Origin of the sequence: uncultured Desulfosarcina sp., assembly GCF_963664155.2 — a bacterium.
Lineage (GTDB): Bacteria > Desulfobacterota > Desulfobacteria > Desulfobacterales > Desulfosarcinaceae > Desulfosarcina.
Genome location: NZ_CAXXXH010000001.1, coordinates 1,359,249 through 1,382,695 on the forward strand (window position 1 = coordinate 1,359,249; position 23,447 = coordinate 1,382,695).

The window sequence follows — 23,447 nt, forward strand, 5'->3', positions numbered from 1 at the left end:
TTACACCTCCAATGCCATGCGTTCCGGGTTTTCGACGAACTCCTTGATCCGCTTGAGGAAAGTCACCGCTCCCTTGCCGTCCACGATGCGGTGGTCGTAGCTGAGCGCCACGTACATCATGGGCCGGATGACGATCTGATCCTCAATCACCATCGGCCGCTTTTCGATCTTGTGCATGCCCAGGATCCCGCTCTGGGGCATATTGAGAATGGGGGTGGAGAGCAGGCTGCCGTATACGCCGCCGTTGCTCACCGTGAAGGTGCCCCCTTCCAGGTCGGCCAACTCCAGGCGATTGTCCTTGATCTTAGCCACGTACTCCACGATGGCTTTTTCCACCTGGGCGAAACTCATGCGTTCGACATGGCGGATCACCGGCACCACCAGGCCCCGCGGGGTGCCCACGGCAACGCCGATGTGCTGGTAGTTGTGATAGACGATATCGCTGCCGTCGATGAAGGCGTTGATCTCGGGAACTTCCTTGAGGGCCTCTACACATGCCTTGACGAAGAACGACATGAACCCCAGCGAGACGCCGTGGCGCTTGGCGAAGGCTTCCTTGTACAGGGATCGGATTTCCATGGCCCGGGCCATATCGATCTCGTTGAAGGTGGTGAGCATGGCCGTGCTCTGTTTGGACTCCAGCAGCCGCTCGGCGATGCGCTTGCGGATGGGCGTCATGGGTTTTCGCTCTTCCATGGCCGCCGACGGCGGTTGACCAGCCGGAACAACGGGCGCATCGGGGATGCCCGCCGGCGCCTTCTCCAGGTAGAGCAGAACGTCTCCCTTGCTGATGCGCCCGCCGGGGCCGGTACCCTGTATTTTCGACACATCGAGATTCTTTTCGGCGATCAGCCGGCGCACCGACGGCGCCAGGGAAATGCCGGCGGCAGGGCGGACCGGAGCAGAAGTCATTGCCGGGGCGGCAGGCGCCGGGGCTTTTGCAGCCGGGGCGGCCGGTTCCGGCGCAGGTGTTTTTTCCGGTTTCGGCGGGGCTTCAGCTTTCGGCTTTTCAGGTGCCTTCGCTGCGGCACCGGCAGTTTCCAGGGACCCCACCACCGCACCGATAACCACGGTTTCTCCGGCAGCCACCAGGATCTTCAGCACACCGTCCGCCTCGGCCACCACCTCCAGGGTCACCTTGTCCGTCTCGATGACAAACAGAGGGTCGTCCTTGCGGACGGTGTCGCCGTCCTGTTTGAACCATTCGGCCAGGACTGCTTCCCGGACCGACTCGCCAACGCTGGGAATCTTGATTTCGATGGACATGCGGGCTCCTTGGTTAGTTTATCGCGTATTTTGGGTTTATTGAGTTTGCAGGGTTCGTTTTGCTCAAGGCATTACCGAAGTCGAAACTCAGATGCCGAAAGTCAGATTTTTGTCTTCTGTTCTCTGTCATCGGGCATCGGACGTCCGTCACCCCGCCATCCCCCTCGCCTGGCCATGGGAACCGACAGCCCGGTCGACGATGCCGTCCTGCTCCATTTTGTAGATCTTGGGAAAACCCGTGGCCGGACTGGCCGATGCGTTTCGCCCCACATAGTCGATGGGTTTTTTCAACAGCGACGCCAATCGATGCCGGACAAACTGCCAGGCACCCATGTTCTCCGGCTCCTCCTGCACCCAGGTCCAGACGGTGGCTTTTTTGTAGCGGCCGATAACCGCCTCGAGGGCCTTTTCCGGAAACGGGTAAAGCATTTCAACCCGGACGATAGCCGTGTCGGCGGCGTTAATCTGCTGCCGCCGGGCAATTAGCTGGTAGAAGATCTTGCCGCTGCAGAAAATGACCTTTTTAGCCGAAGCCGTCGCTTCCGCATCGTCAATAATCGGTGAGAATTTTCCCTGGGTCAGGTCCTTTAAGGAGGAAACGGCCACGGGATGGCGCAGCAGGCTCTTGGGGGTCATAAGGATCAACGGCTTTCGATACGGGGCCTTGATCTGCCGCCGCAGCAGGTGAAAATATTGCGCCGGCGTGGTCGGGTTGGCCACCTGCAGGTTGTCGTTGGCGCAAAGCTGGAGAAAGCGTTCCAGCCGGGCGCTGGAATGCTCCGGCCCCAGGCCCTCCCAGCCGTGGGGCAGCAGCAGGGTCAATCCGCACAACTGCTGCCACTTAGCCTGGCCGCTGGCGATAAACAGATCGATGACGCATTGGGCGTTATTGACAAAATCCCCGAACTGCGCCTCCCACAGGGTCAGCACCTGGGGCCGGGTCACCGCATAGCCATATTCGAAGCCCAGCACACCGGCCTCGGCCAGCAGGCTGTTATACACCTCATAGGGTGCCTGACCCGCTTCCAGGTGGTTCAAGGGGATATGGGGTTGGCCCGTCTCATAATCCCATAGCACGCTGTGTCGCTGGCTGAAAGTGCCCCGGCCCACATCCTGGCCGCTGAGCCGCACCGTGTGGCCGTCGACAAGGAGGGACGCAAAGGCCAAGGCTTCGGCACCGGCCCAGTCAATACTTTCACCGGTATTAACGGCTTCGATTCGCTTGTCCAGCACGCCCTTCAACCGCGGGTGGACAGTAAACCCCTCGGGCAGCTGAGCCAACCGGCCGGCCAGATTGACCAGAACCTTTTTGTCCACCGCGGTATTCACCGGGTCAGAGGTATACGACCCGCTGATCGTCTCCCATTCCGGAAAGAACCGGGGTTCGGGAAAGAGGCAGGTGGCGCCGTGGATCTCCTCATATGCCGCATCGAGACCGCTGGTAACCTCTTGTTCCATTTTCTCCACATCTGCCTTGGATAAAACGCCCTCGGCCACCAGCGTGTCGCCATATACCCGGTTCAGCGGCGGACGCTGGCGGATGCGCTGGTACATGGTCGGCTGGGTGAAATAGGGCTCATCCCCTTCGTTGTGGCCGTACCGGCGGTAACAGACCAGGTCGATGACCACGTCCTTACCGAAGCGGTAGCGGTAGTCGGCGGCGAGCCGGGCCACATGAACCACGGCCTCGGGATCTTCACCATGGACGTGGAAGATCGGCACCATGAGCATTTTGGCCACATCGGTCGAATAGCGGGTGGAACGGGCATCCTCGGGCAAGGTCGTGTAGCCGATCTGATTGTTGATGACGACGTGAACCGTCCCGCCGGTCCGATAGCCTTTCAATTGGGACATGTTAAGGGTTTCGGCCACCACCCCCTGCCCGGCAAAGGCCGCATCGCCGTGCAGCAGCACCGGCAGAACCGCCTTGTCGCCACCCTCGGCCCGAAGATCCTGCCGGGCCCGGGCCATACCTTCCACCACGGGATTCACTGCCTCCAGATGGCTGGGGTTGCTCACGAGGCAAAGGGAAAGGGCGGTGCCGTCTTCCATCTGGTAATCGGTGAGGTAACCAATATGATACTTGACGTCCCCGGACCCCACCAGATCCTGAGGATCGTAGCAGCTTTCAAACTCGGAGAAGATCTCTTCGGCCGGTTTTTCGAGGATGTTTCTCAATACGTTGAGGCGCCCCCGGTGGGCCATGCCGAATATGATTTCGCGGCATCCACCTGCAACCGCCCGCCGGCGGAGCGCGTCCAAAAACGGGATCAGGGCTTCACCGCCCTCCAGCGAAAACCGGGTCACCCCCACGTATTTTTTATTGAGAAATCCTTCAAACAGGGACGCCGCAGTGAGCTTTTTAAGCAGTCCGATCCGTTCGGTCGCCGTGAGATCGACCCGGTTCCGGGTCGGCTCCATGCGCGACCGAAGCCACGCGCGCTCGCCGGGGTCCTGAAGGTGCATGTACTCCACGCCGATGCTGCGGCAATAGGTCTGTTTCAGCCGGGCCACGATCTCCTTAAGGGAGGCCGAGGTCTGTTCGATCAGACCCGGTGCGGCAAATTGGCGGTCCAGGTCCGACACGTCCAGGCCAAAGGCTTCCAGGTCCAATAGCGGGTGAGCGGTAGGACAGGCGGACAATGGATCCATGCAGGCCAGCAGGTGGCCGATGTCCCGGTAGCGGTGAATCAGCGCACCCACCCCGGCCTGGCGCAGGGCCTGTTTCGGATCGGCACCCGCCGGTCCGGCAGCCCCGGCCAGTTCGAAGCCTTTGAAGAAGAACTGCCAGTCATCCGAAAGCGACGATGGATCGGATTTCCATTGGCGGTATTGGGCGTCGATGAAGTCGGCGCTCAGAGTTTCTGACAGATTCATCTTTCACAGCCTCCTGTGGGCGATATCGGTATTAACGGTTACGGTCGCCGGGTGTGGGGACACCGGCCTGGCGGCAGAACCAATCGGTCACCACCCGGGCCACCTGCCGCTGGGGGTCCGGATGGGCGAGCATGTGATCGCCTCCGGAAATAATAGCCAGTTCCACCATCCGTGGGTTTGCCGATTTGGCCAGATGCGCTTCGGAAACCGGAATGATCTCGTCATGGTCGCCGTGAACCACAAGCATGGGGATCGTCAGCGAGCGGGTGGCCTCAGCCAAATCGTGCCGATCGGCATCATCGAAAAAATCCCTGTTGAGTGTAAGCTGCCGCGCGCGGCTGTCGAATTCCACAGAACCGGTCTGTTCCAAAGTACGTTGCTGTAACGGCGTCAGAAAATGCATGGGACGGGTTGCACTCACGCGCCCGGCCACCCGGCAGACAGCCGACACGTTTTTTGTCCGCCTAGCGGTGAGCAGGGCAATGGCTGCACCCAGTGAATGCCCGGCCAGACCGATCCATGAGGCGCCTTTTTTCTGAACCAGTTCAATGGCTGCTTCCATCTCCAGGATCTGTTTGGTCCAGGTGGACTGTTCAAAGCGACCCTGACTCTGGCCGTTTCCTGAAAAATCGAACCGCAGGGCCATGAAACCGGCTTCGCTCAACGCATGGCTGATGCGCCGCAGGACACCCGTGTGCCGGGAACAGGTAAAGCAGTGGCCGGCGACAATGGCGCCGACCGGTGGACGCGCCGGCTGGTGAAGGGTTCCGGCAAGGGTTTCCCCCAAATGATTGTCAAACTGGATCTGCTGTTCCATTTTCTCTGCGCAGGAAAGGGTTGAGGTTTTAATAATATTAACAAGATCCATGCCATGAACGTCAAGGTAAAAAAGTTATGTGAAACCGATTGGCTGGAAGTTGCCGGCAACCAATGGAACGAATGGATCGGATGCCTGTCTGATTGGGATCATCGGTTGACGAAGCTTCCAACCGATTGACCGTCGGATATTGAGCGTCGGCACTTTCCCTGCCCCGTCTATCCCTGTTTTTTAGATCGACCATCAACCCCTTGTTAGAAAAACCGTTGGCTTTATTTGAGACAGGATGTCTCAAGATGATTGGTTCACGGGAGGGTTTTTGCTATTTTCTCTCGCCCCTGGACCGCTTGATGATTGTAGGAATAAAAAAGGAGAAAACGAACAGGGCGATGGAGAAAAAGACTTTGAAGGAGATCAATTCGCCCCAGTTCCCCGACGCCCATACGTCCTTCAAGGTGCCGATGAAGAAGGTGAAGATGAAGGTTCCGACGATGATCCCCAGGCCGGTGCCCGCCATATAGTCCACGAACCGGACCCGGGTGAGTCCCATACCGAAATTCATCGGCGTGAAGGGAAAGTAGACCAACCGCAGGTAAAGCACGGTGGCGAAACCGTTGCGCTCAATGGCCTCGTCATATTTTTTCAGCCGGTCGCCGATGAGGGAAGCGGCAAACTCCCTTCCGAGGGTCCGGCCGATGACAAAAGCCCCGGCCGACCCGATCATGGCACCGACCCACACCCATAGAAAGCCCCAGTAAGGTCCGAAAATGGCGGCGCCCAGTCCGGTCAGCAGGGTACCGGGAATAAAGAGGCAAACCCCCACGGCATAAACCACGATGTAAAGCAAGGGTGCCCAGCGTCCCACCGACGCCAGCAATGCGCCCAGCATCTCGGCGGTAACGTAGTCTTTCACTGGCGTAAACCGAATCAGCACGATGGCGCCCACAATGAAGAGGCCAAAAATAAGGGCTTTGAATCTGCCGCCGGATTTGGGTTTAGCTGCGTTCATAAACTGTTCCTTGCCGCCTTGTGGACGGTTCTCGCCGTGTGAGGCGCTCGCGGCTGAAAGCCGCTCCAACGATCTCCCGATCCGCACCTTCGGCCTCCGACCTGCGGACTCACTCCTCGCACACCTCCGGGGTGCATGCCCGCCCCTTGAGGTTAAAGAAGAACTTGAGCCCTTTCTGGACCTTCTCAGAAAAAATTTTCGGCGAGAAAACACTGCCGGTTACCCGCTTGCTGATCTCTCCCAGCGTGGGATAAGGATGAATGGCCGACGCCAGGGTGGATAGTTTAACGCGGCCATTTAAGACCGCCACCCATTCGGCAATCAGGTCACCGGCACGGGGGCCGAGAATCTGCACGCCCAGTGGCTTTTCCTTTTTATCCAGAATCAATTTGATCCGGCCTTCGGTCTGCCCTTCGGCCAGACCGCGGTCGTTGTCCTGAAACGCCTCCGTCCAGACGGAATAATCCAAACCCGCGTCCTTTGCCGCCCGTTCGTTGAGTCCGATACTGGCCAGTTCCGGATCCGTGTAGGTGCACCAGGGCAGCCAAGTGTAATCCACCTTGCGCGGCAGGTGAAATACCGCGTTGCTCACCACCACCCCCCCTTCGTATCCGGCGGCGTGGGTGAACTGGTAACCGCCGCTGACGTCTCCGGCGGCAAAAATATGTTTCTGACTGGTGCGCAGCCGTGCGTCCACCGTAATCCCCGCTCGTCCAAATCCCACACCCGCCGCATCCAGCCACAGGTCGTTGACATTGACCGCACGGCCCATGGCCACCAGCACCGTGTCGGCGGTCAGTGCCACCGAGGCACCGTCTCCCAATTTCAGGGAAACGCTTTTTTTCTGGCCGGCCGCAGATGCATGTTCAACGCCGGCCCCCAGGTAAAATTTTACGCCTTCGGATTCCATGACCGCCTGGACGGCATCGGCCATGTCCGGATCCTCCTTGGTCAAAATCTGACCGGCACGATCCACCACCGTTACCGAGGTTCCCAGCCGGTTGAATGCCTGGGCCATCTCGATCCCGATGGGTCCGGCGCCCAGCACGATCATGCTGCCGGGAAGCCGGTCGAGAGAGAAAATCTCACGGTTGGTGATATAGTCGATTCCTTTCAGTCCCGGAATGGGGGGAACGGCCGCAGAAGACCCGGTGGCAATCACCCAGGTCTTGGCGCTGACGGCCCGGCCATTTAAATCCACCGTGTGGTCATTCTTGAAAAAAACGGTCCCAAAGGCCACCTTTGCCCCCAATTTGCAGAATCGTTCTTCCGAATCATGCTTCTGGATGACGGCGATGACCTCCTGGATCCGCCGGGCAATCCGGGAAAAATCCACGGGTGGCAGAGTCATTTTGGGTAGCCCGAAACGCTCGGCGTGTTTCAGCTCGTGGTAAACGTGGGCTGAACGGATCAGGGTCTTGCTGGGCACGCATCCATAGTGCAGGCAGTCTCCCCCGAGGGCGGGCTCCTTTTCGATAAGCAGGGTCCTGGCCCCCAGTTGCGCCGCTCCCGAAGCCACCGTAAGTCCGGCTGCGCCGCCGCCGATGATGCCGATATCGTAGTCGTAATCTGCCATCGTCGCCTCCTTCAGCTTCCGTTGAGGGACCCGTCGTATTCCAGGTATGTGACCATGATTCGCCCTTTGTTTCTTTCCAGCCGATCACTGCACAGTTTTTCAGGTTGGCCACGCAACGGGGTGGGAATTTTACACCGGTTTGCCTGCGTTAAAATAAAAAAGCTATTCTTTTCCGGGCCATTGAACACCGGTCCGTTCATCGACCGCATAGCAGAACCGGTTCCATTCGAATTCCCGATGGCTGAACGGGCAGTGGAGTTTAACCTTGCGGTCCGTAACGGCCACCACCTCCCAGTCCCCCTTACGGGGTCCGTCTTCGATATTGATTTTCTGGCCCACCCTGAACGGGTAGGGTTTGAACACGGTTACATCATGAGTTCCCATATTTACTCCTTAATTGGGAATTTCTATCTGATTTTATTGAACTTGTCATGCCATGCACACGCATTGCAAAAAGTTTCCGTGGCATCGTTTACCTCAGGGCATTCCTCCCCCTCCAGATCTTCTTCGAAACAGACCTCACCGTCCCGGCACTCAAATTCGTAAACATCGTAATCGTCATCGGGGTTTTTGACATGGAATTTTTTACAGCCGCAGACCGGGCATTTGGATTGGGTCATTATCAATACTCCTTTGTGTTGAATCCATCCGGGAAATGAGGATGCGGGCAAGGATCAAGTCCGCAACCCGTTGGTTTCATCGGCGGCATCACAAAGCATCTGCCGCAGCCGCTCGCTTAAAAAAACGATGGATTCGATGTCCAGATGGTCGATGACGGTCTCGTCAAAGAGCAGCTTGGCAGCAGCCCCGAAGCCGTCCACCGGATCATCGTCCCAGAAGAGCAGCATCACCGGCACCCGGGGTAAGGGATGAAATCGGAAGGCGGCATCAGCGCTGTTTTCCCTGCCGGTAACATCCAGGCCGCCGATGCCGACAGCGGCCTCGACCAGATCCTTGAGTCGGCCGTGAAACCGTTCCGCCAGAGGGGTTTCCACTTCGCCGGCCATGGTCTTGACCTTTGAGACCGTATTGGGAAATGCTTCAAATCCCTTCCATGTCCCTGTGGGCGTCCGAATCCCCCCCTGGGCCATGTGGTTGTAAATGAAAACCTTTTCCCAGCGGGTGAGACCCGTTCCGTCCAATCGCTTGATATCCTTCACGCCAATCAGAATGTGTCCGGAAAAATAAGGAAGCTTCAGCGCCGGACCGGCCTCGCTTTCAACCAGTATCCCACCGATTCGATCGGGCAGGTCCGCCAGATTCATGGAAGCAGAGCGTTCGATGGCCCACTGCAGGGCATCTTCCGCCAGATCCCGTTTGGTCCATTTACCAGCGGCATACTGCACCCCAAGTTCTTGGCTACACCGCTCGACCACCGCCGGTGTCAGGTGAGGACAGCCATCCAGGGGATGCTTGTCGGAAACCACCATGCCCGCAAAAGCGATGCACGTGGAGAATCCGCAGTCACCGCAATTGGTTTGGGGCAGCACATCGCGGTAGAGGTCGACGACGGAAAGGGCCATGGATCACCAGACCTCGGGATATCCGATATCGATGAAAGCGGATTCCATCTTCAGCTTATGATCCCGCTCCATGGCTGCCAGATCCAGAAATACCTGCCGTTTTCCGTCGTCATCGCACATCGCGGCCATCTCGGTGTACTGCTTCATGGCGGCTTCCTCCTTTTTCATAGCCAAGGCAAAGGCATCGGCCGGTTTCATCTCCATGGACAGTTCCGGCTCGTCCACGGTTTCGGCGACCTTGTAATCCCGCGATTCGGAAAAGTAGCGGTCCATGGTGCCGCTGGTGTATATCTTCGTCAGGATATCCCGGTGTTTCTTCTCCTCTTCGGCCAGAGAGGCGAAAAGTTTTTTCAGGTACGGGTCCTTGAGCGTGTTGGCTGCATCATCGTAAAATTTTCTGGCCTCCACCTCGTTGGCGATAGCCTGCTTGATGATTTCCTTGTACTCGCTGAGATTCATGATGGCCTCCAGTCGGCTGAAAAGGGGTTGGGTGATGGATGGGCAACTCGTTTTGGCGATAATAACATAACCCGCTATTGGATAGGTATAGCAATCTGTGTGCCACCCAAAAAGGGATGGTCAGCCGGTTACGGTTTGTGTATAATTGCAAAAACCTTCCGAAATAAAACTCATCCCGGCGCAAAAAAATGGAGGACATCATGAACTGGAGACAATTCCTGACACCCGTTAAATCCATCGACACCGACCAGGCCAGAAACTATCTTGCGGGAAAAAAGGTGGACGAGGTTACCATTCTGGATGTGCGGCAACCCAAAGAGTACGAGGCCGGCCACATTCCCGGTGCCGTTCTCGCCCCGCTGCCGGAACTCACCGACTTCCTGCCGCGCATCGACCGCACCAAGCCGGTTATGATATACTGAGCGTCCGGGGGGCGCAGCCGGGTGGCTGCGCAGCTGCTTTCCGGACAGGGATTCGACAACATCATCAACGTGGCCGGCGGCTTCAAGGCCTGGACCGGCGAAGCGGCGTTCATGGCCGAAGAAAAGGGGCTGGCGCTTTTCGATGGGGTCACATCGGTGGAAAACGCCCTGGCCGTGGCCTACTCCCTCGAAGCGGGATTGAAGGACTTTTACGATTCCATGGCAGTCAAGGTGGATAGTGACCCTGTGAGACAACTGTTTCATCAACTGTCTCAAATTGAAGTGAAACATCAGGATCGCATTCTGGAGCAATACACCGAACTGACCGGCAAGCCGGTCACCCGCGACACCTTCGAGGCCCGACAGGTACCGGACGTGCTGGAAGGGGGACTGACCACCGAAGAGTATGCCAATCTGCTCATGCCCGCCTACGACACGGTGCCGGAAATCATCGAACTGGCCATGTCCATCGAAGCCCAGGCCCTGGATCTTTATTTACGGGCATCGGAGAAGGCGAAAAACGAGGCGGGCAAACAAGCCCTGATCCAGATTGCCAACGAGGAGAAGACCCATCTGGCACGGCTGGGCCAACTCATGGAAGAAACCGTGGGACAAGAGGCCTGACATGCAAAAAAAACTGGTTCTCATCGGCGGCGGCCATGCCCACATGGTCACGCTGGCCAACCTGGCTGCCATCACTGAAAAAGGTCACGGCGTCACCGTCATCGGCCCATCGGATTACCACTACTACTCAGGCATGGGACCGGGGATGCTTTCGGGTACCTACCGGCCCGATGAAATTCGCTTCGCTACCCGGCAGGTGGTCGAAAAGCAGGGGGGGACATTTCTGCCGGGCAAAGCGGCCATGATCGATCCCCAAAAAAAGGTCGTCACTCTGGAAACCGGCGACACCGTGCCCTACGACGTGCTCTCCTGCAACGCGGGCAGCTACGTGCCCAGACCGGACATTGAGGGGGATCCTGCCGACCTCTTTACCGTCAAGCCCATCGAACGGCTCATGGAAGCCAAATCCCGCCTGGTCGACCATTTCGGCCGGCACAGCCCGGACGTGGTCATCGTCGGCGGCGGCCCTTCTTCGGCAGAGGTGGCCGGCAATGTCTGGCAGTTGGCAAAAACCATCGGCAGGCACATGCCGCGAATCACCGTCTGCACCGGCAGCGCCTTCATGTCCCGCTTTCCCCAATCGGTCCGTCGGAAAATCGTAACTGTTTTGAACCAAAGGGGAATTACCATACGCGACGGTGCCTACGGGAAATCCGTATCCCCGGGAGGCATCCTTCTTGATAATGGCGAAACCCTGCCCGCGGATTTCATCTTTTTAGCTTTGGGTGTCAAGCCATCCGCCATTTTTTCGAATTCCGGCATCGCCACGGGACCCGACGGCGGCCTGCGGGTCAACCGCTTTTTGCAGAGCATCGAACACCCCGACATCTTCGGTGGGGGTGACTGTATTTTCTTTCAGGACCAGCCCCTGGACAAGGTGGGCGTCTATGCGGTCCGCCAGAATCCGGTGCTGTTCCATAACCTCGTGGCGCGGCTGAATGACGGAGACCTGATGCCCTTCGACCCGGGGGGCGACTACCTGCTGATTTTCAACCTGGGTGGCGGGGTCGGTGTGCTCAAAAAACGCTGGCTGGAATTCGGCGGTCGGCCCGCATTCGTCATCAAGGATTATATCGACCGGAAATTCATGAAAGAATTCCAGGCCATCGAGTAGGTAGAAATGGGTTGTCGATAATCGACAACCGGCCGGTCGCTGCCGGTTGGCATGCTTCTGAACGTCACCCCGCCATTTTCCAGACAACGCCCATCACGATGCCCCATAGCGCCGGGCAGACAACCAACACCCGGATCACATGGGTAAACGTCGGGGGAACGCTTTTCTGCAAATGGTCGGCCTCTTCTTCGATAAGGCATTCGCGGGTCTGCTCGTCGAAAGAACCCTTGCAGAACACCCGGGGAAGGCGGTGCTGAATGAGCAATTCACCCAGCGCCGCCGCTCGACCACCTCCTGGTGCATGATGGCAATCTGCCCGGCCGGCCCGCCGAAGCTGATGAACCCTAACTGGGTCCAGAATTTCAGGGCCTCTTTAAAAGATGCCTTTCCCGGCGGCTGTCGATTGGATGGGGTGTCCATGATTCCTCCTGTCCGTTGTCGCATCAAATTCGTAACAGCTGCATCTTTTGTCAATAGCGGCACGCCCCTGTTCTTTGAGGCTATTGACACCCATACCCCGCCTTTGCTATCTATTGATAATTATTTTCCATTAAAAACCGAACTTAATCGAGTACACCCATGCCAGATCCTGAGATCCGAATGCGAAAAATGGTGGAAGCCCTTCGGGAAAACCAGTATCGGATCACCCCCCAGCGCCTGGCCATCCTGAAAGTACTGGCCGAGAGCAAGGGGCACCCCAGCGTTGAGTCTATCTACGAACAGGTCAAAACCAACTTTCCAACCACCAGCCTGGCCACCATCTATAAAAACGTAGCCGTCCTGAAAGACCTCGGTCAGTTGCTAGAACTGGGTTTCAGCGATGACAGCAACCGGTATGACGGCAACAAACCCTATGACCATCCCCACGTCGTCTGCACCGTTTGCCGAAAAATACTCGATCCCGACATTTCGGCCCTGGCAGACATGACTCAGGAATTGGCACGGGAAACCGGTTTTGCCATCACCCGCCACCGACTCGATTTCTTCGGCATCTGCCCGGACTGTCAGGCCAGGCAGTAGCCGATTCTTTTGGGATCACTTCGATAATCGTCCTGCACGAAATAAGCGCCGTCTTTTGGTCCGTGTCAGACAGGATTGCCTGTAGACAATCGCAGTATTAAGCGCATGCGTCGACCGATCGACGGTACCTTGGATCAAATCGGGATTAATCGGCAGGAGCGGTCGGATCGCTCAGCGGGTGCATGCGGACGGACGACAGGACCGGCGGGGAAAGGCCCGTCACCGGCAGTTTCACAACGGGCACAACGACGGTTTTTGTGCGGCGGCTTGCCCCTTTGGCAAGTCGAATCAATTATTTTTTAGGTGGGAAAGACTGCCTGGCCTTGCCGAAACCGATGATGACGCCCTCGGCATTGACGGCCATAATCGAGAATTCATATTTAAGTCGGCCACCCGGCGGGCAGGGGCCGTTATAGCCGAGCTTAAGTGCGCCGGCGGGAATGATCCCGGAGCCGTCATATTTTACCTTGCCGCCCCCCTGGTTCCATGCCGGAATGTCGATATTTTTGAGCCGGACCCGCAGCTCTTGGGTGCCTTCAGGGACCTTGGACACCCGGATCTCCGGGGATTCATGGGAGCACGCTGGGATCCCTTCCCATGAAAAGTCCACATCCATCTTGGCGGCATCTTTAGGAATCTTAATCTGGTTCTGGTCTTTGGCACAGCCAACGGAAAGAAGGAGCGCGGTGGTGAGCAGGACTAGTGGGTACCATTTTTTCATGTTCGCCTCATCTGATCGGTTTGCTGAACCCGGTGAAAGGATTTCAATTGGCTTGTCAATGGGGTGCCCTATAACACCTGTCATCTCAAGGTTCAAGATGCCCCTTCCCATCAGGTATCGTCTTCGTCTATCCCGCAGAGCCGCATGGCCGCCCTCTTTTTTTCCGCCATATTGACTTTCCGCCCGATCATGATGCGCTGGGCCTGAGGAGATCCGGCCCCGTGCATCGATTCGGTCAGGTAGCCGACCGCTGCGCTTCCGAGCGTCAGGTTTTCGATCAACCGCAGAATCCGCATGCGATCCTCGGTACGGACGCCGGGTTGGGTCTGTAAATATTTCTTCACCCATTTTCGTGTCGCACCGGCGTTCAAATCCTTTTCCGATGGAAGGGTCACCATCAACCCGCCGGCAATGTCCTGAGCCAGCCGGGCAATTTCGTATGGAAAGCGGGTTACGTTCTGCTTGTGTACGTTTGCCAGCAGCGTGTTCACGGCATAGGTGCCGCTGAGCTTTTTCTGCCCTTCCGTGGCACAGGCGATACAGCCGCAATACAGAGTCTCGTTGAGATGGTTCATTTCAATCAGTTTGTCCTTGATGTGCGAAGCCTTGGCAACGCCGTTATTCTCGGCGGCAAGCTGAGCGGCGCCGATGAGCACATCCCCGACGCCGACCTTGCAGGCATAGCTCTGTCGATGGTAGGCGGCGAACATCTCAACAAGCGGCCCGGCGAATTCATGCTCCCCGTACATGAATACCCTCTCCCAGGGGACGAAAACATCGTCAAATACCACCAGCGCTTCGTGACCACCGTACCGCACATTGCCCTGATCCATGGTTCCGCCTTCCATCTTGCGCGTATCGCAGGACTGGCGGCCCATGATGTAAACAATTCCCCGGGCATCACTGGGAAGCGCAAAAGAAACCGCATAGTCCCGGTCCGCCTCCTGCATGGCGATGGTCGGCATCACGATCACTTCGTGGGAATTGACCGCGCCGGTCTGATGGGCCTTGGCCCCGCGAACCACGATCCCGTCCGCTTTTTCCTCGACCACGTGCAGGTAATGGTCCGGGTCCGGCTGCTGGTGCGGCGGCAGGCTGCGGTCCCCCTTCGGGTCGGTCATGGCACCGTCGCACATCAGGTCGCGTTCCTGGACGAAGCCGAGGTATTGTTTAAACCGTTGATTATATGACGTTTCGTATTTCCGGTCAATGCTGTAGGTAATAATAGACAGCGCATTGAGCGCGTCCATGCCGACGCAGCGCTGGAAACAACAGCCGGTTTTCCGGCCGAGCAGGCGGCCCATTTTGCTTTTTTTCACCAGGTCGTCGATGCTCTGATGGATATGCGTAAACCGGTTGATGCGGTTTCCGGTAAGGTGGGACCGGGCGGTCATCAGGTCGGCATATTTCGGGTCGTGGGCCAGTTCATAGGTTTTGGCCACGGCGTTCATCGACGGCCGGATAATCGGATCGTCGACCACGTTGGCCACCCGTTCGCCGAACATGTAAACTTCCAGATTCAACGCCCGCAGACTCGCTTCGTATTGTTCAGCCGTCATCATTGGCATGCCGATTCACCCTCTCGTGTCATAACAGGTGCTGCCCTTCGTATTCCCACGAGCAGCAAGGGTTTCCCCCGTAACGGTAGTGGGTTTATGTTTAAATTTTGCTCTTTGTTTCGTCGCCCGACCCATCTACTACCATATCCGGCTGATAAATCAACGGAATTAGGCCCCTTCGTTTATTCCATGGCTTGCGTTGTTTATGGATCAGCATCCTAAGATTCGGTACACGGTTTAAGGCTTTCAACGTTCCCCGTGAGGATCTGGCAGGTGGGTGGAAACAAAAATAGCCGGGCATCCGCCCGGCTATTTTCCTGGATATCATGTGCTGGTAAAAACGCACCGATCAACATGCCTGAAGATTATTATTCGTTATGCCACTTCCTGATACTCGGCATCCACCACATCGTCGTCACCCGGCGGCTTTGCACTGGCTCGTTTGCTGCCGCTCTGTCCCGCCTGCGGCCCGCCATCATGGGCGGCACCCGGCTGCTGATACATGGATTCGGCCAGCTTGTGGGCGGACCGGGTAAGCACATCCGTCAACTGCCTGATCGCCGCGGCGTCGTCGCCTTTCAGGGCCCGTTTCAGGTTGGCCATCGCGTCGTCGATCTCCATCCGCACGCTGCCGTCCACGGCGGCACCCATCTCTTTGAGGGTTTTTTCCGTGCTGTAAATCAGGGCATCGGCGGCATTTTTGGCATCCACCAGTTCTTTTTTGCGATTGTCGGCATCGGCATGCAGTTCCGCATCCTTTACCAGCCGGTCAATCTCATCTTTGGACAGGCCCGAAGACGAGGTGATGCGAATGCTCTGCTGCTTGCCCGTGGCCTGATCCCTGGCCGACACCTCCACGATGCCGTTGGCGTCGATGTCGAAAGTCACTTCGATCTGGGGCGTTCCCCGCGGTGCCGGGGCAATGCCGGTGAGTTCGAAGCGGCCCAATGTTTTGTTGCCCGCGGCAATCTCCCGCTCTCCCTGAAGTACATGAACGGTCACCGCCGGCTGGTTGTCTTCGGCCGTGGAGAAGACCTGGCTCTGGCGCGCGGGAATGGTGGTGTTCTTTTCGATCAACTTGGTCATCACGCCGCCCAGGGTTTCGATGCCCAGGGAGAGCGGGGTCACGTCCAGCAGCAGCACATCATTGACATCGCCTTGCAGCACGGCACCCTGAATGGCGGCGCCCATGGCCACCACTTCGTCAGGATTGACGCCCTTGCTGGGCTCCTTGCCGAAAAGCTGCTTCACCCGCTGCACCACCGCCGGCATGCGCGTCATGCCACCCACCAGAATCACCTCGTCGATGTCGCTGCCGGAAAAACCGGCGTCTTTCATGGCCGTGCGGCAGGGACCGTCCATGCGCTCCAGCAGGTCTTCCACCAGGGATTCCAGTTTGGCCCGGGTCAGCTTGACGTTCAGGTGTTTGGGTCCGCTGGCGTCTGCAGTGATAAAAGGCAGGTTGATGTCGGTCTCCATGGCGCTGGACAGCTCCATTTTGGCCTTTTCCGCGGCTTCTTTAAGCCGCTGAAGCGCCATCTTGTCGCCGCGCAGGTCAATGCCCTGCTCCCGTTTGAATTCGCCTGCCAGAAAATCGATGATGCGCAGGTCGAAATCCTCGCCGCCCAGGTGGGTATCGCCATTGGTCGATTTGACTTCGAAGACTCCGTCACCGATCTCCATGATGGAGATGTCGAAAGTGCCGCCACCCAGGTCGAATACGGCGATCTTCTCTTCCTTTTTTTTGTCCAAGCCATAGGCCAATGATGCCGCCGTGGGCTCGTTGATGATGCGTTTGACGTTCAATCCGGCGATCTTGCCCGCATCTTTGGTTGCCTGGCGCTGGCTGTCGTTGAAGTAGGCCGGTACGGTGATCACCGCATCGGTGACCGGTTCCCCTAGATAGGCTTCCGCAGATTTTTTCAAATCCGCCAGGATGAATGACGAAATCTCCGCCGGACTGTACTGGCGATCCTTCAGGGAAATGCGGACATCGCCGTTTTCCGCCTGCGTCACCGCATAGGGCAGGTTTTTCTTATCGCTGGTCACTTCGCTGGCGGCATATTTTCGGCCGATCAGCCGCTTGACGCCGAAGACCGTATTTTCCGGGTTGGTTACTGCCTGACGCTTGGCAATCTGGCCCACCAGCCGTTCTCCGCTGTTGGAAATGGCCACCATCGACGGGGTGGTTCGACCGCCGTCGGCGTTGGTGATCACTTTCGCGTCGCCGCCATCCATGATGGCTACACAAGAGTTGGTTGTTCCAAGATCAATTCCGATGGTTTTGCTCATTTTCTGTTCCTCCTGAAATACGGAGCCGGTATGGCCCGTGTTTGTTTGTATGTACAATATCATATATCATAATTCTTTCGTGTCAAATTTTTTAATATTACTTTTTTAATATTATATCTATAAGTAATTTTACAGGCCCTATACGCAAAAAAACCACCGGCGGCATCCGCAGGTGGCTCATCGATGAATCTGAAAACGTGAACTTTGATGGACCCGTAAAAACTCACGCCGCCATATTTCGATAACTATCGGCGGCCTGAGTCGGATTGAGAAAAACAGATCCAAGATCTTCTATAAATCGTTGGATTCGCTCTTTGACAGCATGGATAAAGGTATCCACATGGCCAATATAGGCACCATTGGCCGCCCAGGCCTTTCTTCTGGCCTTGCGGGCGGCTCCTGCGCGAAGGATGTTTAAGCCGGTGGCCTTCATTCTGGCGTAAAACCGCACGGCCGGCATCCCCCGGACCCTGAGTTTCTTTACTCCGGTTCGTCGATCGAACTCACTCATGGTTGCTTCCACGCCGGCCCGCCAGCGATAGTCATCAATGAACGCTGCACTGGCTTCCAGCGCTCGCCGTTTTGCCAGACGGTAGCGCTTTTCGCTGTAGCGAAGATACGCCTTCTTCTTGCCGGGCTTTACCGGACATTGGGGCAACATGGGGCAGGCCAGACAGCGTTGCAGGTCAAAACCGGCGCCGAAGTTGGATCGTTTCGTTTTTGGTGACGTATTCTCTGGACGATATCCGGCAGGGCATTGGGTAACCAGGCCTTTTTTGTTGAAACGAAATTGGCTCAACAGATCTTCTTTACTGCGGCCCTTATGCGTCGGGGCAACCAGTTCAACCGTTGCTACTTGGGCAATCCGATCATTGGTGTCACTGCCGTAAAGCGTGTCGGCCAGCAATTTCTTGGGGCCAACACCCCGCACCCGGGTGTCAGCGATGGCTGGGGCCAACGCGTGGGCGTCGTGCTCACAGGCCGTTTGTACATTCACGTGGGTGATCAGATTCAACCGCTGCTGCTTCTCGGCGTTGTCTTCACCGCGGTCAAAAGTCTCCATGACCTGAACCTGATATCCCTGCCCCTTGTGTCCACTGTAGGTAGCATCCGGGTCCGAGGGGTTCTGTAACGAATCAGCCGGTATATCGGCGGGCTTTTTGACGGTCACCTTGCTGCCGTCAGTATCGCTGCTCAGGCTACACTGCTCGGCCAGCACCCGTTGCATCAGTTTGTAGCTGTGCATGGAACAAACCTGTGGCTGATCCTTGAACTGCTCGATGAGATCGAACAAGTCGGTGCTGACGGTTTTCAGTGTCTTCTCGGATCCTGATGGCTTGATCATGGAAAAGGCGGCCAGGGCTTTTTTCCCCCAATAGCGCGCGATGACCTTCTCATCGATGGCATCGAAAAGCATCCGATGATGGCGTTTGAGGTTGACCAGAAATTTAAAGATCGTCTGGCTGAAAATACTGATCCGTCCGAGCCTGCGCATATTGGATTTGATGTGCACCGAATCGATGCGCTGGTCTTTGGTATCGACACCGAACACCACGGCCAGTTTGTCGGCGATGGCATCAAACATGGTCTCGTCAAGATGATTATCGATCATCACCTGGCGCATTGAGTAAAGGGTCTTTTCACTGATGGTTTTGGCATCATCGCTCTCTTCCGGGATGTTAAGGGCGTAATGCCACTGGATATTGAATGCAAGCTGTTCGATGGCGGCCTTGTCGGTCAGATCCATGGTCTGCTGGAGAAGAAGCACACCCAGCACGGTGTATAGTTCCTTGCTGGGTCTTCCGATGCCATCCGTAAAATGCGGCAGCATCTGATCGACGGGAAGTTCCTCCAGCAGATGTTCCCGAAAAAGACCTGGCCAGTCCTCCTCAAGCATTTTACGCCGTTTTGGACTTAAATGACGCCACGGATCGAACAGTTGTCGTTGTTTGTGGTTCTTAATACGAATCATGTCTTCTCCATGTTAACGTGCTGTAAATATGATACATTTCATATCATATCAGGTTGGAGAAGGCAATGTCTGTTTTTGTATTTTAACAATATTTTCAGTTGGATAGGTTGATAAGAGTTTTTACCGGTCCATCAACTTTTAATTTTGTTATCGTGAAAACCGGTTATCCCTGTCCGGCGCCCAAATCCCCCGCAGCGGCGTCGCACTTGGGGCAGCGTGTACCGAATTTGCTGATATGGCCTTCCCATCCACAATTGCTGCAGACAAAATAGACGGTATGCTGAAGGTTCACCTTTTTTTTACCGAACAGCGCCTTGTAGATTTTGAGCGCCGCGTAAAGCACGGCCACGGCTGCAAGCCAGGGAACAAGCTGGCCTACCGTAATGTCGTTAAAGAGGATGGTCTCCATCGTCATGGCATCCCTCCAAAAAGTTAGGGTTCCCAACTGTAAGAGATTAAACGCCACCATCCCTACAGGTCATCCAAATCCGCAAACCGGTTCACCGCCGCCCGGGCTTTTATCTCCTGCTCGAAGCGCCCGCGCCAGCCGATCCGTTGTTGCTGCCGGGCAATGATCACCTTCAGCAGGGGTTTGAAGGCGTATAGCCAGATGGACGTCCAGAAGCGGCCCTGGGTCCGTATGCGTTCGGATGGATTCCACCAGCCCATGACCTTCTGGTTGTGGTACCAGAAGAGGTACTGGAGTTGATCGGAAGAGAGCTGCCGGGTCTTTACATTGGCCCACATGCCGTTGTAGCGGGTATAGTCATAGAGGTTGGTGACCAGGCCCTGATCTATCAATTGTTGGCGGATGCCCGTCTTGGGGTAGGGGGTCAGAATCTGGCAGTAGGCGGTATCCGCACCGGTGGATTTGAGGAATTGATAATTCTCGATGATCTCGGCCTCCCCATCGTCCGGAAACCCGAAAATCATCCCCCCCACAACCATGATGCCGTATTTGTGGCAGATCTCCACCGCCTTCTTCGAAGCATCCAGGATGTCGCCCTTGTTGGCCGCAACCAGGTTCTTTTTTGAGGCATTCTCCATGCCTAAAAAAATCGACCGGAAGCCGGCCCCGGCCATCTTCTCCACCATTTTCTCGTTCCGGGACATGGTAACGCAGTCGGCCTGAACCACGAAAGTCAGGTTGCGGTAGCGCCGGGCGATGATGGCATCGCACAACCGGATCACCCGCTCGGGATCCAGCACCAGATTGTCGTCGGAAACGAAGATCCAGCGAACCTTGCGCTTGCGGTAGATGTCGTCGATATCCGATAGAATGCGCTGCATGGGAAAGGGTCGGAAGGACCGCCCGTACATATGCCGGATGCTGCAGAAGTTGCAGTTGCGGGTGCAGCCCCGGGAGGTTTCCATCACTTCCACATGCCGGTTCATGATGTGGTAGCCCCAGGTCAGGCGCCGCTTGTCACGGATGGGCAGCTTGAGTCGGGACAGGTCCAGCAGATCACCTTTGGGATTGTGGACGAAACCCTCGCCATGCTTGTAGGAAAGCGAAGGAATATCCGCCAGGCAGTCCTTGCCGTCCAGCGCATTGACCAGTCGCCGGAAGGCCTCTTCGCCTTCTCCCCGCACCATGAAATCGATCGCCTGCGCCTCATCGGATTGGGCGATCTCTTCAGCCATGAGGGTGGCATGATAGCCGCCGATCACGATCCTGGCCGACGGCAGCAGCTGTTTGATCAGCCGGACGATCTTGACGCAGGTGGCGTATTGCCAGGTCATGGTGGACAGGCCCACCAGGTCGGGCGTGAGCGCGTTGAAAATGCGCACCAGGTGTTTTCTCAGCCCCAGACGCTTGCGGATCAGGTCGACGACATGAACGTCGTGGCCATCGTCGATATTGGCACCGATGCTGGCGATGCCCAGGTTGGGCATATGAAAAGCGGACTCGTGCATAATCACCGGCGCCACGTCGGGCATGGACAAGAGCAGGATTTTCATTACACCTCCACGAAAATGCAGGTAAATCGCTTATCGCACCGTTAACTGCCGGTCTTCCAGCACCCTGCGCACCTGCCCCATCAACCCGTTGAGGGAAAAGCCGGGGTCGTCATATCGGGGTTCGATGCGGGTCAGGTATTCCACGCGGACCGTGTTGGCCGATCGGGTATCGAAAAGAAACCGGCCCGGCCGAAATAGCCGGTCCGTTTTTTCCATATATAGCACATGGATGGGGGCTTTGCACAGACGGGCGATCTTGAAGGCACCCGTGTTCAGCGGCCCGATTCGTCCATCCCGGCTGCGGGTGCCTTCGGGGAAAACAATCAGATTGCCGCCGCCGGCAAGAAAGGCGGGCATCTTTTCCATGCTATCCAGCATCAGCTCGGCCAGAGGCCCATCAGCCGACGAGGGGATGTAACCGGAAAGACGCAGCATGCGGCCATACAACGGAATGTGAAACAGCCGCGCTTTAGCGATGGTGGTGTGGCGCTGGAAAAAAGAGATGAGCAGGATCGGGTCCAGGTAGGAAGCGTGGTTGGCCACGATCACCGCGCCCCGAATCGTCTTCACCGCCGGATCCATCCGCCATCGGCAGGCCGGCACCAGAAACCGCAGCAGCACGAAAAACCACCGGTAAAAACGGGTATTGAGGTGCTGAAAGGATTGGGTTGCATCTTTTGAAAAAAGCCGCGAACAGACGTAAAACGGCGCAAACAGGATGACAAACCCGATCGTGTAGTAGCCCCACAGGATCAAGGTGATCGTCAGGTCCTTGAGGGTATAGTACCATTTTCGTTCCCTGTGGCTTCGCATACTTGAAAAACCTGACCCGGACAAACCGGAACCCCCAAATCGCAAGCACCAAATCTCAAATAAATTCCAAACTACAACATCCAAATCTCAAACAAGCTGCCAACCAGAAGTTGCTTTAATAATGAATCATCAGGTCATTCAGAGAAGCGTTTCACGAATAGGCAGGTGTTGACGCCGCCGAAAGCGAAATTCTGGATGGAAGCGATGTGGATGGGGGCCTCCACCAGTTCGGTAACATGATTGAGCATGGCACATCGGTCGTCCACCGCTTCCAGGTGCAAGGTGGGGGCAATGAACCCCTCTGCCATCTGATACAGGGCGATAAGGGTTTCGATGGCCCCGCAGGATCCCATGGTATGCCCCATATAGCTTTTCAATCCGGTGACCCGGGGCCGGTTGCCATAAACGGCGGCGATGGACTGGGCCTCGGTGACATCTCCCATCTTGGTGGCCGTCGCGTGGGCGCTGATCCAGTCCACGTCCGCGGCCTCAATGCGGGCATTGGCCAACCCCTGCTCGATGGCCAGGGTGATGCCCTCCCGGTTGGGCAGGATGAGATCGCCGCCGTTGTTGTAACAGGAAAAACCGATCACTTCGCCCAGAATGGCGGCTCCGCGCTTTTGGGCTGACGCCAGATCTTCCAGCAGCACGGCCCCGGCCCCCTCTCCCACCACCAGGCCGTCCCGCCGCTTGTCGAAGGGTCGGGGAGTCAGATGCGGGGTGTCGTTGAAATCCGTTGAACAGGCCAGCAGGTTGTCGAACACCGCCACCGTGGTCGTGTCGTATTCGTCGGCGCCGCCGCAGAGCATGGCGTCTTGTAGCCCATATTTCACGGCCTCGTAGCCGAACCCGATGGACTGGCTGGAAGTGGTGCAGGCGGTGGAAGAGCTGATCACCCGCCCCCGGATGCCGAACATCTTGGTGATGTTCACCGCCGTGGTGTGCACCATGGATTTAAGATAATCCACGGCCCCGACGTTGTGCAGTTTGGAGGAATCGTCGCTGAAAAAGGTGCGGTAGATGTCCCGTTGGACCGTGGGGCTGCCATGGGTGGAGCCGAAGGCCACCCCCAACCGGCCGCTGCGGATGAATTCATCCGACAGGCCCGACTGGGCCAGGGCATCCTTGGCCACCTGGCAGGCGTAGTAGGCCACCGGCCCCATGGTCTTGCGGTCCCGCCGTTCAAAGTCGAACGGCGGCGGATCGGACACCGTGCCGAAGACCTGGCAGTGGATATGTTCCACCAGCAGTTCGTCGTCCTTCATCTTGCGGACCCCGGACAGGCCCTGGGTCAGGTGCCTGATGATTTCGGCCCGGGTGCTGCCGATGGGGGTGATGGCCGACCCGCCGGTGATGACGACTCGTCGCTCCATAACAGTTTCGATTTATTTGGTTTATTGCGTTGAAAGGGATTGGGTGTT

Annotated in this window: 21 protein-coding genes and 1 pseudogene; 3 read left to right on the plus strand and 19 right to left on the minus strand. The window is 56.9% G+C overall.

Annotated elements, in window-relative coordinates; translation table 11 throughout:
• From odhB to ACHZBS_RS06085, 9 genes are all read right to left on the minus strand, one after another.
• Positions 1-1,266, minus strand: a complete 1,266-nt coding sequence (gene odhB, locus ACHZBS_RS06045; protein WP_319405625.1) for a 2-oxoglutarate dehydrogenase complex dihydrolipoyllysine-residue succinyltransferase — start codon at positions 1,264-1,266, stop codon at positions 1-3.
• A 147-nt stretch (positions 1,267-1,413) separates the two neighbouring features.
• A complete protein-coding gene (locus ACHZBS_RS06050) occupies positions 1,414-4,143 on the minus strand; it encodes a 2-oxoglutarate dehydrogenase E1 component (RefSeq protein WP_319405626.1) in 2,730 nt (909 codons plus the stop codon).
• Between the two features lie 31 nt (positions 4,144-4,174).
• Complete coding sequence (locus tag ACHZBS_RS06055; protein WP_319405627.1) at positions 4,175-4,960, minus strand: alpha/beta hydrolase; 786 nt, start codon at positions 4,958-4,960, stop codon at positions 4,175-4,177.
• 322 nt (positions 4,961-5,282) lie between these two features.
• Positions 5,283-5,969: a TVP38/TMEM64 family protein gene (locus ACHZBS_RS06060; protein ID WP_319405628.1), complete on the minus strand. Its 687-nt coding sequence runs from the start codon at positions 5,967-5,969 to the stop codon at positions 5,283-5,285.
• A gap of 109 nt (positions 5,970-6,078) precedes the next feature.
• Entirely contained in the window at positions 6,079-7,545 is a 1,467-nt protein-coding gene (locus ACHZBS_RS06065; protein ID WP_319405629.1) for an FAD-dependent oxidoreductase, read from the minus strand.
• Between the two features lie 162 nt (positions 7,546-7,707).
• Positions 7,708-7,929, minus strand: coding sequence for a hypothetical protein (locus tag ACHZBS_RS06070; protein WP_319405630.1), 222 nt, complete (start codon positions 7,927-7,929; stop codon positions 7,708-7,710).
• Positions 7,930-7,952: 23 nt separating this feature from the next.
• Positions 7,953-8,165, minus strand: coding sequence for a hypothetical protein (locus ACHZBS_RS06075; protein ID WP_319405631.1), 213 nt, complete (start codon positions 8,163-8,165; stop codon positions 7,953-7,955).
• A 54-nt stretch (positions 8,166-8,219) separates the two neighbouring features.
• Positions 8,220-9,068 (minus strand): DUF3786 domain-containing protein, encoded by an 849-nt coding sequence (locus tag ACHZBS_RS06080; RefSeq protein ID WP_319405632.1) that lies wholly within the window; start codon positions 9,066-9,068, stop codon positions 8,220-8,222.
• A 3-nt stretch (positions 9,069-9,071) separates the two neighbouring features.
• The gene (locus tag ACHZBS_RS06085; RefSeq protein WP_319405633.1) at positions 9,072-9,527 is read right to left on the minus strand and encodes a ferritin family protein; all 456 of its coding nucleotides are present in this window, start codon (positions 9,525-9,527) and stop codon (positions 9,072-9,074) included.
• Positions 9,528-9,727: 200 nt separating this feature from the next.
• Between ACHZBS_RS06085 and ACHZBS_RS06090 the strand changes: the two genes are divergently transcribed.
• Both ACHZBS_RS06090 and ACHZBS_RS06095 read left to right on the plus strand, forming a co-directional pair.
• Positions 9,728-10,573 carry a rhodanese-like domain-containing protein gene (locus ACHZBS_RS06090; RefSeq protein WP_319405634.1) on the plus strand — a complete coding sequence of 282 codons (846 nt, stop codon included), beginning with the start codon at positions 9,728-9,730 and terminating at the stop codon, positions 10,571-10,573.
• 1 nt (position 10,574) lies between these two features.
• Positions 10,575-11,687 (plus strand): FAD-dependent oxidoreductase, encoded by a 1,113-nt coding sequence (locus ACHZBS_RS06095; protein WP_319405635.1) that lies wholly within the window; start codon positions 10,575-10,577, stop codon positions 11,685-11,687.
• A gap of 64 nt (positions 11,688-11,751) precedes the next feature.
• Here ACHZBS_RS06095 and ACHZBS_RS06100 read toward each other — a convergent pair whose 3' ends face one another.
• Positions 11,752-11,952 (minus strand): hypothetical protein, encoded by a 201-nt coding sequence (locus ACHZBS_RS06100; RefSeq protein ID WP_319405636.1) that lies wholly within the window; start codon positions 11,950-11,952, stop codon positions 11,752-11,754.
• A gap of 47 nt (positions 11,953-11,999) precedes the next feature.
• Positions 12,000-12,131: pseudogene (locus ACHZBS_RS06105) on the minus strand (hypothetical protein); the annotation flags it as partial.
• A 135-nt stretch (positions 12,132-12,266) separates the two neighbouring features.
• Between ACHZBS_RS06105 and ACHZBS_RS06110 the strand changes: the two are divergent.
• Positions 12,267-12,707 (plus strand): Fur family transcriptional regulator, encoded by a 441-nt coding sequence (locus ACHZBS_RS06110; RefSeq protein WP_319405637.1) that lies wholly within the window; start codon positions 12,267-12,269, stop codon positions 12,705-12,707.
• 292 nt (positions 12,708-12,999) lie between these two features.
• On the opposite strand, the gene ACHZBS_RS06115 is transcribed toward ACHZBS_RS06110, so the two are convergent.
• The 8 genes from ACHZBS_RS06115 to ACHZBS_RS06150 form a co-directional block, all read right to left on the minus strand.
• On the minus strand, positions 13,000-13,428 hold the full coding sequence (locus ACHZBS_RS06115; protein WP_319405638.1) for a YbhB/YbcL family Raf kinase inhibitor-like protein: 429 nt from the start codon (positions 13,426-13,428) through the stop codon (positions 13,000-13,002).
• A gap of 110 nt (positions 13,429-13,538) precedes the next feature.
• A complete protein-coding gene (locus ACHZBS_RS06120; protein ID WP_319405639.1) occupies positions 13,539-14,996 on the minus strand; it encodes a 4-hydroxyphenylacetate 3-hydroxylase family protein in 1,458 nt (485 codons plus the stop codon).
• Positions 14,997-15,362: 366 nt separating this feature from the next.
• A complete protein-coding gene (gene dnaK / locus ACHZBS_RS06125) occupies positions 15,363-17,279 on the minus strand; it encodes a molecular chaperone DnaK (protein WP_319405640.1) in 1,917 nt (638 codons plus the stop codon).
• 223 nt (positions 17,280-17,502) lie between these two features.
• The gene (locus ACHZBS_RS06130) at positions 17,503-19,251 is read right to left on the minus strand and encodes a transposase (protein ID WP_319404994.1); all 1,749 of its coding nucleotides are present in this window, start codon (positions 19,249-19,251) and stop codon (positions 17,503-17,505) included.
• 163 nt (positions 19,252-19,414) lie between these two features.
• On the minus strand, positions 19,415-19,666 hold the full coding sequence (locus ACHZBS_RS06135) for a hypothetical protein (RefSeq protein WP_319405641.1): 252 nt from the start codon (positions 19,664-19,666) through the stop codon (positions 19,415-19,417).
• 56 nt (positions 19,667-19,722) lie between these two features.
• The gene (locus ACHZBS_RS06140) at positions 19,723-21,213 is read right to left on the minus strand and encodes a B12-binding domain-containing radical SAM protein (protein WP_319405642.1); all 1,491 of its coding nucleotides are present in this window, start codon (positions 21,211-21,213) and stop codon (positions 19,723-19,725) included.
• A 30-nt stretch (positions 21,214-21,243) separates the two neighbouring features.
• Positions 21,244-22,026: a lysophospholipid acyltransferase family protein gene (locus tag ACHZBS_RS06145; RefSeq protein ID WP_319405643.1), complete on the minus strand. Its 783-nt coding sequence runs from the start codon at positions 22,024-22,026 to the stop codon at positions 21,244-21,246.
• 134 nt (positions 22,027-22,160) lie between these two features.
• On the minus strand, positions 22,161-23,399 hold the full coding sequence (locus ACHZBS_RS06150) for a beta-ketoacyl synthase N-terminal-like domain-containing protein (RefSeq protein ID WP_319405644.1): 1,239 nt from the start codon (positions 23,397-23,399) through the stop codon (positions 22,161-22,163).
• Positions 23,400-23,447 lie beyond the last annotated feature (48 nt).